Here is a 13,877-nt window from a genome sequence, read left to right on the forward strand (position 1 = left end):
AGGTCCCGCTTTCCAGCGTGACCTCCAGCGTGTCGCCATTCCGGACGATTGCCGCCATCAGCCTGCGGTCCGTCCGTTCACGGCATCGGCAAGGCCCGCCGCCCATTTGGTGATGTCGCCGGCACCAAGGCACACGACCTGGTCGCCCGGTTCGACCACTTGCGCCAGGGTGTCGGCAAGATGGTCGACATCTTCGACCACGCTGACGGTGCGGTGTCCGCGATCCTTCAGCCCCGCGACAAGCGCGTCGGCATCCACGCCTTCGATCGGCTGTTCGCCCGCCGGATAGACCGGGGTGACATAGACGATGTCGGCATCGTTGAATGCCTGCTGGAACTCGCTCATATGGTCGCGCAGGCGAGTGTAGCGGTGCGGCTGCGCCACGGCGATGACGCGCCCCCCTCTCCCGCTACTGCCCGCCCCTTCGCGCGCGGCGGAAAGCACGGCGCGGATCTCTACGGGGTGGTGGCCATAGTCGTCGATGACGATCGCCGGCTCGGCTCCCGTCGCGATCTCGCCCACCTTCGTAAAGCGGCGCTTCACGCCCGAGAAGCGCGAGAAGCCATCAGAAATCGTCCCGTGCGGGCACTGCATTTCAAGCGCGACGGCAATCGCGGCCAGCGAGTTCTGCACGTTGTGGCGGCCCGCCATCGGCAGGTCGACGCCCTCGATCTTGTCGACATGGCCATCGCGGTGGCGGATCGACACGTCGAACCTGTTGCCACCGGGATAGGGCTGCACATTCTCGCCGCGCACGTCGGCCTGCGCGGAAAAGCCGTAAGTGACCACGCGCCGGTCGCGGATTTTTGGCAGGATCGCCTGAACCTCGGGATGGTCGATGCACAGCACCGCCGCGCCGTAGAAAGGCACGTTCTCGATGAATTCGACGAAGGCGTCCTTCACCGCATCGAAGCTGCCGTAATGGTCGAGATGTTCGGGATCGATATTGGTGACGACCGCGATCTGCCCGTCGAGACGCAGGAAGGACCCGTCGCTCTCGTCCGCTTCGACGACCATCCAGTCGCTCTCACCCACGCGCGCGTTCGAACCGTAGGAATTGATGATGCCGCCGTTGATGACCGTCGGATCGACCCCGCCCGCGTCAAGCAGCGCAGCGATCATCGAGGTTGTCGTCGTCTTGCCGTGCGTGCCCGCAACCGCGACCGTGCGTTTGAGGCGCATCAGTTCGGCCAGCATTTCCGCGCGGCGCACTACGGGGATGCGGTTTTCCAACGCATAAACCACTTCGGGATTGTCGCGCTTCACCGCGGTCGAGGTGACGAGGACGGCGACCCCTTCGAGGTTCTCGCCCTTCTGCCCGATCATCACCGGGATGCCCTTCTTGCGAAGCCCCTCCACGACGTAGCTTTCGTTGATGTCCGACCCCTGCACCGAATAGCCCAGGTTGTGCATCACTTCGGCAATGCCGGACATGCCGATGCCGCCGATGCCGGCGAAGTGGATCGTGCCGATGTCGGTCGAAACGCCCTTCATGCGCCTGCTCCTGCGGTCTGGGTGGAAGTTTCGGGCGCTGCCGACTTGCCGACGCGGATCACGTCCATCAGCGGCGCGCCGCCGAAGCTTTCCACCAGGTCGGCCAGGTCCTTTGCCGCATTTGGGCGGCCGCAGTTCCAGGCCATGTGCGCGGCATTGCCCAGCGTTTCGGGATCGGCTGCCATCGCCTCGATCTGGCGGGACAGTTCCTCGGGCGTGAACCTGTCCTGCCGGATGGATCGCGCGCCGCCCGCTTCTGCCATGTCGCGCGCATTGGCGGACTGGTGATCGTCCATGGCACTGGGCAGCGGGATCAGGATCGCGGGGCGGCCCACGGCGGTCAGTTCGGCAATGGTCGATGCGCCCGCGCGGCCGATGAACAGGTGCGCGTCGGCAAGGCGTTCGGCCATGTCCTCGAAATAAGTGCCCAGCTCGGCGGGAATTTCGTGACGCTGATAGGCCTCGCGCACCGTATCGATGTCAGCGGCGCGGCACTGCTGCGTCACCTGCAACCGGTGCCGAATGCTCTTGGGCAATTGCGCCAGGCCGTCGGGAACGACCTTGGACAGCACCGTCGCGCCCTGGCTACCGCCGGTGACGAGCACGCGCAGAAGGCCATTTTCGCTGAACGCCGGATAAGGGCGGTCGCGCAGCTTGAGCACTTCGGCACGGACGGGATTGCCGACGAGGTGGATCTTATCCGCCGTGCCCGCAGGCATTCGTTCGATCTTTTCGTAGGCTGTGGCGATCGCCGCGACGCTACGGGCAAGGAAACGGTTCACGCGGCCCAGCACCGCGTTCTGTTCGTGGATCACCGACGGCACTTTGGCGGCGCGCGCGGCAAGCAGCGTGGGAAGTGCGGGGTATCCGCCGAAACCGACGACGGCGCTCGGCTCGATCTCTTTCAGAAGGCGCAGCGCCATGCTCCGCCCATTCCAGATCGCGATCAGGGCCTTGACGCGGGCCAGCAGTCCGCCCTGCATCCGGCCCGCGGGCAGGACGTGGACCGACAGGCCGTCGGGCACGCCGGGTATCGCCTCGCCCCGGCTGTCGGTGACAAGCGCGACCTGGTGCCCGCGCGCGAGCAGCTCGCTCGCCAGCGCGAATGCGGGGATCATGTGCCCGCCGGTGCCCCCGGCGGCTAGTACGTAATGGCGCGTGACGCTCATCGCCTCAGCTATCGTCCTTCTATCGTCTCGGCCCCTTGGGGAGCCCATCGCGCGTCAGATACGGGTTGCGCCGCGTAACCGCCAGTAGCAGCCCGACGGTAAGGCACAGCGCGATCATCGAGGAACCGCCGTAGGAAATCAGCGGCAGGGTCATGCCCTTGGACGGGAACAGTTGCAGGTTCACCGCCATGTTGATGAAGGCCTGCCCGCCAAGCAGCGCCGCAAGACCCGTACCGGCCAAAAGGGTGAACAGGTCGTCCTCCCCCGCAAGCCGCCACAGGACGCGAACAACCAATGCGCAAAACAGCAGGGCGATCCCGGCAACCGCGATCAGGCCGAATTCCTCGCCGATGACCGACAGGATATAGTCGGTATGCGCCTCGGGCAGGGCGTTCTTGCGTTCGCCCATCCACAGCCCCCGTCCGAACCAGCCCCCGTTGGTCAGCGTCTTGTTGGCAAGGTCGACCTGGCTGTACGCCTCCGTCCCGCCGAGGAAGTCGTCGATACGGCGGCGCGCGTTGTCATAGAAGAAGTAGGCCGCCACGATCAGAGCGACGATCCCGCCCATCGCCCAGCCCACGCGCTGCAAAGGCAGGCCGACGGTGACGACCAGCACGAACCACACGCCGCACAGCAGCATCGCGGTGCCGAAGTCGGGCTGAAGCATCAGCAGGCCGACCGACACCGCAAGCACCGCGCCCGAAAGGACCATGACCGGAAGCTGCGGATCGCGCACGCGCCACGACAGGATCCACGCCATCATGATCGTGAAGGCGGGCTTGTAGAATTCGGACGGCTGGAAGGATGCACCCAGCCTGATCCAGCGGCGCGCGCCGTTGATTTCAGAACCTACGAAGGGCACCGCGATCAACAGGATGAACATTCCCGCCCCAAGCAGGATCGATAGCCTGCGCGCGGATTCGCGCGGCAGCAGGCTGGCCGCGAACATCGTGGCGATGCCCATGACCAGCCAGGTCAGGTGCATCCAGAAAAAGTGCAGGTCCGACAGTTTCGTTTCCGCCGTCGACAGGCGATGCGCGCTGGCCGCGCTGCCCGCGGCGACGCCGATGATACCCGCCGTCATCAACAGGGCGACGATGGACAGCAGGACCTTGTCGATCTCGCGCCACCAGACGGTGAGTTCGTGCCAGCGGCCATTGCGGCGGGTGGTCGAGCGGCGGGCGATATGGACGCCGCCCGCGCCGCTCTGGAAATTGCCGCCTTCGAATTGCGGAGCAAGGCTCACGATGCGTCTCCCCCCAATGACCGGACGATGCTGACAAAGGCCTCCCCGCGCTTTTCGTAGTCGCGGAACTGGTCGAAACTCGCACACGCGGGGCTGAGCAGGACGACATCGCCCTCACCCGCAGCGGCGGCAGCGGCGCACACCGCCTCTGCCATCAGTTCGGCACGTACGACTTTGGGCACGCGGCCGTCCAGAAGCTGCGCGAACATGGGCCCTGCCTCGCCAATGGTGTAGGCGGCCGCGACATTGCCAAGGTGCGGTTCGATTTCGGCAAGGCTGTCGCCTTTGGGCAAACCGCCGACGATCCAGTGCACGCGCGGCTTGCCGGCGATCGGCGGAAACGCGGCCAGCGCGGGGGCGGCGGAGGCGGGATTGGTCGCCTTGGAATCGTTGACGAACAGCGCGCCGCCGACAGTATCCACCCGCTCCATCCGGTGCGGGAGACCGGGGAAGCTTTTCAGCCCCGCCTCGATCTGGTTGTCGGTCAGCCCCATGCGCCGCGCGGCGGCGACGGCGGCGGCTGAATTGCCCATGTTGTGGGGGCCTTGCAGCGCGGGCCAGTCGGCCTGGTTGCCGGGGATCGTCACGTCCTCGATCACCACGGGCGCGCGGCCATCAAGCGCGCGGGCGACGGGGCGGATCTGTTTAAGCGAGTGCCGGTCGACGATGGCAAGCCCGCGCCCGTGCTGCATCTCGAACAAACGGGCCTTCGACGCGGCATAGCCGGGGAAGCCCTCGTCGTAGCGGTCGAGGTGATCGGGCGAAATATTCAGAAGGATCGCGATGTCGGCTTCAAGGCTGCGCGTCAGGTCGATCTGGTAGCTCGATAGTTCCAGCACATAGACCCCGCCCTCGGGCAGCGGCTCGGTACCCAGGATCGGAATACCGATGTTCCCGCCAAGCCGCGCCACGCGCCCCGCGTTTTCCAGCAGGTGGTGGATCAGCGCGGTCGTCGTCGACTTGCCGTTGGTGCCGGTGATGGCGACCACACCATGCGCGGGCAGCGCCTTGCGGGCCGCGGCGAACAGTTCGATGTCGCCGATCAGCGGTACGTTGGCGGTGCGCGCGATGTCGGCGATGGGGTGGCGGTTTATCGGCACGCCGGGCGATACGACGATGCCCTTGCAGCCCTTCACCGTTTCCGGCGTCAGTTCTGCGACGGTGCAGGCGCCGAGGGCATCGGCGAATATCGTCTCCGCCTCTTCGCGCGCGCTTTCGTTGCGGTCCCACGCCACGACGCTGGCGCCTGCGGCGCACAGCGCACGCACGGTGGCAAGCCCGCTGCGTGCCAGCCCGAGCACCGCGTAGCGCGATCCGTCGAAGATCGCGCGCGGCAGGATCGAGGCCGGCTGCCCGTTCACCGCAGTTTCAGCGTGGCAAGGCCGATCACCGCAAGCACGATGGCGACGATCCAGAAACGGATCACGACAGTGCTCTCGGCCCAGCCCTTCTGTTCATAGTGGTGGTGGATCGGCGCCATGCGGAAGATGCGCCTGCCCGTCCGCTTGAACCAGAAGACCTGCACGATGACCGACACGGCTTCCAGCACGAAAAGCCCGCCGACGATGGCGAGCACGACTTCGTGGTGCGCGGCGACGGCGATCACGCCCAGCGCGCCGCCAAGGGCCAGCGAACCGGTATCGCCCATGAAGACGGCGGCGGGAGGTGCATTGAACCACAGGAAGGCAAGCCCCGCCCCGATGATCGCGGCGCACAGGATCGCCAGTTCGCCCGCGCCCTCGACATAAGGAATGCCCAGGTATTCGGCAAAGTCTGTGCGACCGACCAGATAGGCGATGATCGCGAAAGTGCCCGATGCGATGATGACCGGCATGATCGCCAGCCCGTCGAGCCCGTCGGTCAGGTTCACGGCATTGCCCGCCCCTACGATCACGAAAGCGGCAAATACGTAATAGATTGGCCCCAGCGGGATGCCGAAAGTCATGAAGGGCAAATAGAGCGTGGTGTCATCGACCACGAGCCACGCGGCCAGCCCTGCAATCAGGAATTCGAAGAACAGGCGCACCTTGCCCGACAGGCCCTTGTGCGAACGCTTCGTCACCTTGTCGTAATCGTCCAGGAAACCGATCAGGCCGAAACCGACCGTCACCGCGATGCAGGCCCATACCATGAAGCTGGTAAGATCCATCCACAGCAGCATCGAGATCAACAGCGAGGTCATGATCAGCAAGCCCCCCATCGTGGGCGTACCGCGCTTGGCAAGGTGCGTCTGCGGGCCGTCGGCGCGGATCGGCTGGCCTTTGCCTTGGCTGACCCGAAGGTAACCGATGAAGCGAGGACCGATGATCATGCCGATGGTCAGCGCCGTCAGCAGGCAGGCGCCTGCGCGAAAGCTCTGGTAACGGACAAGGTTTGCCAGTCCCTCGAACTCGAAAAACTGGGCAAGCAGGTAAAGCATCGGCGCTCCTCAGCGGTGCTCTGGACAATGGCGGGCGGGCGCGAAGCCCGAACCGGAAAACGCGTAGTCCTGCCATGCGCGAAGCGGCCCGCCTTGTGAAGCGGGCCGCTGTTCATTTCCCCAGTGGGGCCGGGGAAACGGCGGCCTCAGACTGCGACCGTCCCGGGCAATGCACGGTCCGTCGAACCGGCGGATTGCAGCACGAGCGCGGCGCATCCCATCGAGGCCCCTGCGGCACGCATCGCGCCGAACACGGCAAGCGAGGCGCAGGCGTCGCCGAAATGCTGGCCGAGCGAGAAGCACATGCGCTGACCCATGATCTCTGCCGTTACCAGCCATCCACCGTCGAAACCGCCAACGGCATCGAGCAAGCAGATGTCGGCGCTGGCCTTGCGGCCATAGCCGAAAACCTGCGCGCCGGCATCGAGTGCTGCGGCGCGCCAGCAGGCGAAGTCGGGATGGTCGGCGGGAAGCACGGCGGCACCGCCCGACTGGAGCGCTGCGCCTGCGCGCATGCCCTCGGCCCGCGAAAGTTCGCGTCCGCCGACAAAGATATGCGGGCGAAGGCGTTCGATCGAGGCGCATTCGTCGATGTTGAAGACCGCGTGGCTGCGATCGGCGGCAAGGCCCGAAAGCGCGGCATCAAGGCCGTCTGCCATGTTAGCCTTCAGCGCAAGACCGCGGCTTGCCATGTTGAGCGCGGTGAAGATGGAGCGGCCGACCGGCGTTCCGGCCATACCGGCATGCGCGACGATCGTGGCGCGGGCGCGCGACCGGGCGGCGCGGGCAAGGCGGGCCAGCGCCTCGTCGATGTCGGCGACCAGGATATGGGGACCGCGCACCGGGCGCGTAGTGACGACGCCGACCGCGCCGCGCGCAAGGGCGGCAACCGCGTCGACTTCGCCGCGCGCGAAATAGAGCGCGCCGGGTTCGACTTTCGCGGGACTCATCGCGATGGAATGGGCCGCGAAGTCGCCATGCGCTTCGCCGCCTGTGGACAGGGCGACCGTGTGGGCGCGCCACAAGGTGCGATAGGCGGTGCCGTCGCTTTCCTCGATGATGGCGCGGCGGGTGGCGGTAGGTACTGGCTGAGCGCTCATGCTGCACATTCCCTGGCTACGGTTACGTCGTCGAAAGGATGGACCCGGGCATTTTCCCCGCGTCCGATGATCTGCCCCTGTTCATGCCCCTTGCCGGCGAGGAGGACGATGTCGCCCCGGCCCGCCTGCTTTATCGCGGCGGCGATAGCGTCACGCCGGCCCGCAATTTCCGTGATGTTGTCCGCGTCGCCTGCCCCGGCGACGATGGCTGCCCTGATGTCCGCAGGGTCTTCGCCGCGCGGGTTGTCGTCCGTCACGATGGCGACGTCCGAGTGGGCGGAAACGATCTCGCCCATGGGCGCGCGCTTGCCAGTGTCCCGGTCTCCGCCCGCGCCGAATACGGTGATGAGCCTGCCCTTCACATGCGGGCGCAACGCGAAGATCGCGGCCTCCAGCGCATCGGGCGTGTGGGCATAGTCGACATAGACCGGCGCGCCCGCGCGGTTGATCGCGGCACGTTCCAGACGCCCGCGCACCGGCTGAAGCCGGGAAAGCGCGTCGAACACCTCTTTGGCGCCCGGCCCGGCCTCTTCCGCCGTCGCCAGCACGAGACCCGCCGCGACAAGCGCGTTCGCGGCCTGATAGGCCCCGATCAGCGGCAAGGAGACCTTGTATTGCTCTCCCATGAAGGAAAGCTTCAGCACCTGACCCAGCTCGGTCGGTGTGCGTTCGAGCAGGCGGATCCCGTAATCCGCGGCATCCGCCTGCTCGCCCACTTCGAACACGCGAAGACCCCGCCGTTTCGCATGTTCGCAGGCCGCGCCGGAGCGCGGATCATCCATCCAGATCACGGCCGATCCACCATCCGAGACGACCTCGTCGAAGAGGCGCATCTTGGCGGCGAAATAGGCCTCCATGTCGGCGTGATAATCCAGATGGTCGCGGGAAAGGTTGGTGAAGGCGCCGGCTGCGACCTGAAGGCCTTCGTTGCGATACTGGGAAAGACCGTGGCTCGACGCTTCGTAGGCGACGTGGGTCACGCCTTCGCGCGCCAGGCCGGTCATGTTCGAAAGGAACGTCACGATGTCGGGCGTGGTAAGTCCTGTCGAAACGCTCGCATCGGGCGTGGTGACGCCCAGCGTGCCGATGGACGCGGCGGAGTTGCCGCACATGCGCCAGATCTGACGGGTCATTTCGACCGTGCTGGTCTTGCCGTTGGTGCCGGTGACGGCCACCACGGTGCGCGGCGTGGGGGTGAAGAACTGTGCGGCCAGCTTGGCAAAGGCGCGGCGCGGATCGGCATCGGCGATGTGGATCGCGCCCTCGACCTTCGCTGCGGGGCGTGCGACGACGGCGATCGCGCCGTCCTTTATGGCGGCAGGAATGAAATCCTCACCGTTCACCGTGCTGCCCTGAAACGCGCCGAACACGGTGCCGGGCGCGACCTTGCGGTTGTCGATGGCAAAGCCGGTGACATCGGCATCGCCCGATACGGTCAGGCCAGCGCGCTGAGAGAGGGTGGAAAGCTTCATCAGTGCGCCCCACCCTTTTCGATCAGGGGGCGTACGTCGGACAGGTCGATCTCGCGGTTTTCGTCCGGATAGACACCCAGCATCGGGCCGATGCGCGGGACGATGCGGCCGACGGCGGCTGCCGCGTTCCATGCGGCGGTACGCTGATAGCTTGTGGCCGCGGTGCCCTTGGGCTCGTCATACATCGTGATGACGACATAGCGCGGATTGTCCATCGGGAAGGCCGATGCGAACGTGGTGACAAGCGAAGTGCGCCTGTAGCCGCCTTCGCCCGGCTTTTCGGCCGAACCGGTCTTGCCGCCAAGTCGGAAGCCCGGCGCGTCAGCCTTGCGGCCCGTGCCGTCGGTGACGATCAGGCGCAGCAGCTGGCGCATGCGGGCGCTGGTCGATTCCTTGAAAACGCGTCGGCCTTCGGGGACTTCGTTCGGAGCCAGCTTCTTCAGCGTTGCCGGACGCCACACCCCACCATTGACCATCGCGGCATAGGCGCTGGCAAGATGCAGCGGGGTCACCGCGATGCCGTGGCCATAGGACACCGTCATCGTCGTCAGGCGCGGCCATTCGCCGCTGCGCCAGATCGGGAAACCGCGGGCGGGCAGTTCGATATAGGGACGTTCGTTGAAGCCGAGCCGCTCCATCGTCGCCTTCATCCGCTTGCTGCCCAGTTCGTCGGCGATCTGCGCCGTGCCGATGTTGGACGAGTGAATCAGGATTTCGGGAACGTTGATGTTCTGGCCGATGGTGTGGCTGTCGCGAATGCGGAACCGACCCACCTGCAGCGGCTTGCCGGCGGGGTAGGTCTTGGCAAGGTTGGTCACCACGCCTGCATCGATCGCGGCGGCAACGGCCAGCGGCTTGAACGTCGAACCGAGTTCGTAGACCTGGTTGGTCACCCGGTTGAACATCAGCTCCATGCCCTTTTCGTCGATGTGATTGGGATCGAAGCTGGGCAGCGAGGCAAGCGCGACGACTTCGCCGGTATCGACATCGAGCACGATGCCGCCTGCGCCCTTGGCCTGCGAAAGGCCCATACCGCGCAGCAGTTCGTCTTCAAGCGCGGCCTGAACGCGCGAATCGATGGCAAGAACCTGTTCGGTGCCGCGGGTCGACGGGTCGGTGAGCGAGGTGTTGAACACCTCTTCCATGCCGACGCGGCCCTTCCCGTCCGCCCCGACATAACCGAGGACGTGGGCGGCAAGGTTGCCTTCGGGGTAATAGCGGCTGGGCTCGGCAGGGGGCGACAGGGCCGGTTCGCCGATCTCGAAGACGCGGTTCGCCTCTTCAGGTAGGATGCGGCGGCGCAAGTACTGGCCCTTGCCCGATGCAAGGCGTTTTTCCAGGTCCGCCTCGTCCATGTCGGGGAAGATCGCAACCAGCTTCTTCGCCACTTCGCGCGGAGACCGGGTCAGCGGGTCGCCGCCTTCCATCGCCTTGGGATTGAACCACAGGGCATAGGACTTGAAGTCGCGGGCCAGCGGCACGCCGTTGCGATCGACGATCATGCCGCGATCGGGCAGCAGCGCGTCACCAGCCGGCGTCAGCCCGCCCGAACCGCCGAAGACGCCCATCATCGCGACGCGCAGCACCAGGACGGCGGTCGCCAGCGCAAAGACGAAAGCGATCAGCGCGACGCGCTTGCGCGCCATCGTCAGGGTAGAAGCGCGAAGATCCGCACGGCGCCCGGGCGATGCCTGGGATGCCTGCGGAGTTGCCTGCCGTGCGCGGTGCCGGTGGGCGGGCCCGGTCAGGCCCTGGGCCGTTCCGAGCGGTATCGATGCCATTAGCGCTTTTCCCCGATCACGGAGTCGATATCGAACCGCTCTGCAAAGGAAGCGGCGCGTTCGGCCTTAACTTCCTTGGCGGCGGGTTTTGCTGTTTCCCGAGCCGTGTCGCGAGCGACGAGCTGGCGCATCATCCTGGGCGCTTCGGCAGCGGCAAGGCGGACAGGAAGATCTGCTTTCGCCTTTTCGGGATCACCCTTCAGCTTGACTGGCCCTGCAACCTCGGCGCTGGCCATGCGGACGGGAGCGGGTGCTTCCTCGCCCTCGGCCACGACTTCGGCGGCATCGGCCATGCGGATCGGCGCACTTTCGATGATGTCGACCGGCTTGCCCAACATGGCAAGCTGTGCCTGGCCGTCGAGGAACTGGCTGGCCTTGGGGGCAACATAGCCGAATTCGACCTCGTTCCAGCGGACCAGCTGCTGCTGACGCGCGCGGGTCTGGAATTCGGTTTCGAGCACCGCGATGCGCTGTTTCGTGGCAAGGATCGACTTCTCCGTCTCCGCGATCTGGCTGTTCACGGCCTTGACTTGCAGCGTCAGCGCCAGCGCGAGTGCAAGGGCAAACGCCACCGCACCTGTCCAGAGCAGGGAATGCAGGCGGGCGCGGTTGGTCATGCTGAGATCCTCTCGGCTTCAGGGCGGGCGGGTGCGGCGGTGCGGATGGCGGAGCGCAGCACGGCAGACCGTGCGCGCGGATTGCGGTCGAGTTCGGCCTTGCCGGCGCGGACCGCCTTGGCAGGCTTGCGGAAGACCGGCTGATGCGCGGTGCCGACATCGGGCATGTGGCGCGAGGGCGCCGCGCCCGAATTGGACGCATCGCGCAGGAACCGCTTCACGATGCGGTCTTCAAGACTGTGAAAGCTGACGACGGCAAGGTGGCCGCCGTCCTTCAGGAGCGCTTCGGACGCGGACAGCGCGGCTTCGAGTTCGTCGAGTTCGCCGTTCACGTGGATGCGGATTGCCTGAAAGCTGCGGGTCGCCGGATCCTTCGGCGCGCCGGGACGATAGCCGAGTGCCTTGCGAACGACATTTGCCAGCTGACCGGTCGTTTCCAGCGGCCGCGCGGCGACGATGGCGCGGGCGACGCGGCGCGACTGGCGTTCCTCGCCGTACTGGAACAGGACGTCGGCGATCGTTTCCTCTGCCGCCGAGTTCAGGAAATCGGCCGCGCTCTCGCCTTCCTGGCTCATCCGCATGTCGAGGGGGCCGTCGGACGAGAAGGCAAAGCCCCGTCCGGCCTGGTCAAGCTGCATTGAGGAGACGCCGATATCCATGACGACTCCATCCACTGCCGCCACACCAGATTCGTGCATTGCGTCCAGCATTTCGGAAAAGCGACGGGGATGGAGCACCAGACGCGGGTTATCCCCGGAGGTTTCTTCCCACTGGCGCGCGGCGGCGATCGCGTCGGGATCGCGGTCGAAGCCGTGGACGGTGGCCCCGGCATCCAGCAGCGCGCGGGTATAGCCGCCCGCACCGAATGTCGCGTCGATGATGACGCTGCCGGGTTTCGGATTGAGCGCCTCGACCACTTCGTCGAGAAGCACGGGAATGTGCGGCGCGCCGGTCACTTGCGGCCTCGCTTCGGCTTGTCGGCATCGGCCATCAGCGCCTTGCACGCAGCCTTTGCCGCCGCCCAGTCGTCGCCCATTTCCATGAGCTTTGCCGGGTTCCAGATTGTGAAGAACGCGCCGCCGCCCTGAAAAAAGACCTGCTCGTCCAGCGCACCAAGTTCGGCGAGGTATTCGGGCACGATGAAACGGCCCGAATCGTCGAACGGCACTTCCATGAAACCGTAAAGCTGGGCCGAACGGGTATCGCGGTCGAAGTCCTTGTCGAGGCGGATCGCGCGTTCCTCCTCGCGGTCGAGCTGTTCTTCAAGCTCGTCCATGCGGGACAGACCAAATCCGGTCAGGCAGTCCCAGCGTTCATGCTTGGCGATGCAGAGGATCTTGCTGTCGTGCGAGCTGTCGCGGACGACCTTGCGGAACGCGGGAGGCAGCACGAGACGACCCTTTTCGCCGCGAAGCGAAAAGCCCTGCCCCCGATAGCTGAATGGCCGTCCCGCCACGTGATCCCCAAAGGTCGAAGTTGGTCCCCGCGGAACACACGTCTCCCCCGCACCGGGCCGCGTTCCAGCGCTGCCCGGCACGCCCCCTGCGGGCGCGGCAAATCATGCGTTCCATGAATGATGGAAGTAATACCTCGGTCTTATCGGGGATGAAAGGGGAAATTACGGGAAAATGCGTTTCAACCTGTGGAACCGGTGGAAATCCGTAGTTCGCGTGCCCTTTTCATGACGGCAGAATCGCCCATCGAGGCCCCCGATTCAAGCGCAATCCCGTGTTTTCCCGTGAGAATCACCGCGCTTACCCGCTCTATTCCCGCATCGTCCCCGAATCGTGGGCCCCGGCCCGCGCATTCCCCGGATCAGGGTGCCTTGGGCGGCGTCGCGGCGGCTTCGATCAGGCCGAGAAGCAGCGCATCCCCGCCCTCTCCCGCATGATCCCCGTCGGCAAGGAAAGTCGCATCGGCCAGCAGCATAATCTTGCCTGTTCCGACATTGCACCTTGCGACCAGCCCTTCGCCATCGAGGTGGCAGCGGCTTTCGTGACCCGTATCGGTCAGTTCGAACAACCCGCCTTCCTCCACCGGGAAAGTGCGGCCTTTCCATTGGCCCGCGTAAGCCTCGCGCCCGTCATGGACCAGCTTCAGCCCCCAGCGACCAAGGATCGGCGACAGCATGGCAATCGCCTCGGGCCGCCGCCTGTCGCCAAAGCCGTAGGAGGAATGAACGTCCAGCATCGGATCGACGATCAGCACGACCCTGCCGCCGCCCCGCACGAAGTTGTCGAGCGCGACGTTTTCGTCACCCGACAGCGCGCGTGGCTGCGCCATCAGCAAGACGCCGCTTTCGGGAAGCGAAGTCAGCGTATCGAGCGGCTTGAGATCATACCGCGTTTCCAGCGCGGTCCGCGCCCAGTGCGTTTGCGCATTACCCGACAGCATGTCTCCCACGCCGCCTTCCGACCAGTAGATCGGCAGGCTGGTGAACAGCAGCAGCTCCTCACGCTCGGAAACCGGCGTGCTCGTTTCGCTCGCATTCGGGGACCGCGCGGGATCGTCCGGCTGGGCCGAACAGGCGACCAGCGCGAAAGCGGCGAGAACGGGCGTCAGCTTCACGTGTTGTAACC

Annotated in this window: 12 protein-coding genes; all 12 read right to left on the reverse strand. The window is 65.8% G+C overall.

Annotated elements, in window-relative coordinates:
- Positions 1-57 precede the first annotated feature (57 nt).
- The 12 genes from murC to A9D15_RS14575 all read right to left on the reverse strand — a co-directional run bounded on the left by murC (position 58) and on the right by A9D15_RS14575 (position 13,866).
- Complete coding sequence (gene murC / locus A9D15_RS14520) at positions 58-1,494, reverse strand: UDP-N-acetylmuramate--L-alanine ligase (RefSeq protein WP_066766280.1); 1,437 nt, start codon at positions 1,492-1,494, stop codon at positions 58-60.
- Positions 1,491-2,663 (reverse strand): undecaprenyldiphospho-muramoylpentapeptide beta-N-acetylglucosaminyltransferase, encoded by a 1,173-nt coding sequence (murG, locus tag A9D15_RS14525; RefSeq protein WP_066766281.1) that lies wholly within the window; start codon positions 2,661-2,663, stop codon positions 1,491-1,493. The genes murC and murG overlap by 4 nt, the downstream gene beginning before the upstream one ends.
- 19 nt (positions 2,664-2,682) lie before the next feature.
- Positions 2,683-3,909 carry an FtsW/RodA/SpoVE family cell cycle protein gene (locus tag A9D15_RS14530; protein ID WP_308419914.1) on the reverse strand — a complete coding sequence of 409 codons (1,227 nt, stop codon included), beginning with the start codon at positions 3,907-3,909 and terminating at the stop codon, positions 2,683-2,685.
- Positions 3,906-5,270, reverse strand: a complete 1,365-nt coding sequence (gene murD, locus A9D15_RS14535; RefSeq protein WP_229660337.1) for a UDP-N-acetylmuramoyl-L-alanine--D-glutamate ligase — start codon at positions 5,268-5,270, stop codon at positions 3,906-3,908. The genes A9D15_RS14530 and murD overlap by 4 nt, the downstream gene beginning before the upstream one ends.
- Positions 5,267-6,328, reverse strand: coding sequence for a phospho-N-acetylmuramoyl-pentapeptide-transferase (gene mraY, locus A9D15_RS14540; RefSeq protein WP_066766283.1), 1,062 nt, complete (start codon positions 6,326-6,328; stop codon positions 5,267-5,269). Before mraY ends, murD begins: the two co-directional genes overlap by 4 nt.
- A gap of 146 nt (positions 6,329-6,474) precedes the next feature.
- On the reverse strand, positions 6,475-7,428 hold the full coding sequence (locus A9D15_RS14545) for a hypothetical protein (RefSeq protein ID WP_066766285.1): 954 nt from the start codon (positions 7,426-7,428) through the stop codon (positions 6,475-6,477).
- Entirely contained in the window at positions 7,425-8,900 is a 1,476-nt protein-coding gene (locus A9D15_RS14550) for a UDP-N-acetylmuramoyl-L-alanyl-D-glutamate--2,6-diaminopimelate ligase (RefSeq protein WP_066766287.1), read from the reverse strand. Before A9D15_RS14550 ends, A9D15_RS14545 begins: the two co-directional genes overlap by 4 nt.
- Positions 8,900-10,546: a peptidoglycan D,D-transpeptidase FtsI family protein gene (locus A9D15_RS14555; protein WP_229660341.1), complete on the reverse strand. Its 1,647-nt coding sequence runs from the start codon at positions 10,544-10,546 to the stop codon at positions 8,900-8,902. Before A9D15_RS14555 ends, A9D15_RS14550 begins: the two co-directional genes overlap by 1 nt.
- A gap of 134 nt (positions 10,547-10,680) precedes the next feature.
- The gene (locus A9D15_RS14560; RefSeq protein WP_066766288.1) at positions 10,681-11,298 is read right to left on the reverse strand and encodes a hypothetical protein; all 618 of its coding nucleotides are present in this window, start codon (positions 11,296-11,298) and stop codon (positions 10,681-10,683) included.
- Positions 11,295-12,254 (reverse strand): 16S rRNA (cytosine(1402)-N(4))-methyltransferase RsmH, encoded by a 960-nt coding sequence (gene rsmH, locus A9D15_RS14565; protein ID WP_066766289.1) that lies wholly within the window; start codon positions 12,252-12,254, stop codon positions 11,295-11,297. Before rsmH ends, A9D15_RS14560 begins: the two co-directional genes overlap by 4 nt.
- Positions 12,251-12,754: a division/cell wall cluster transcriptional repressor MraZ gene (locus A9D15_RS14570; protein ID WP_066766290.1), complete on the reverse strand. Its 504-nt coding sequence runs from the start codon at positions 12,752-12,754 to the stop codon at positions 12,251-12,253. Before A9D15_RS14570 ends, rsmH begins: the two co-directional genes overlap by 4 nt.
- 359 nt (positions 12,755-13,113) lie before the next feature.
- Positions 13,114-13,866 (reverse strand): Gldg family protein, encoded by a 753-nt coding sequence (locus A9D15_RS14575; protein ID WP_066766291.1) that lies wholly within the window; start codon positions 13,864-13,866, stop codon positions 13,114-13,116.
- Between the last annotated feature and the right edge of the window lie 11 nt (positions 13,867-13,877).

Source organism: Croceicoccus pelagius (assembly GCF_001661915.1).
Taxonomy (GTDB): domain Bacteria; phylum Pseudomonadota; class Alphaproteobacteria; order Sphingomonadales; family Sphingomonadaceae; genus Croceicoccus; species Croceicoccus pelagius.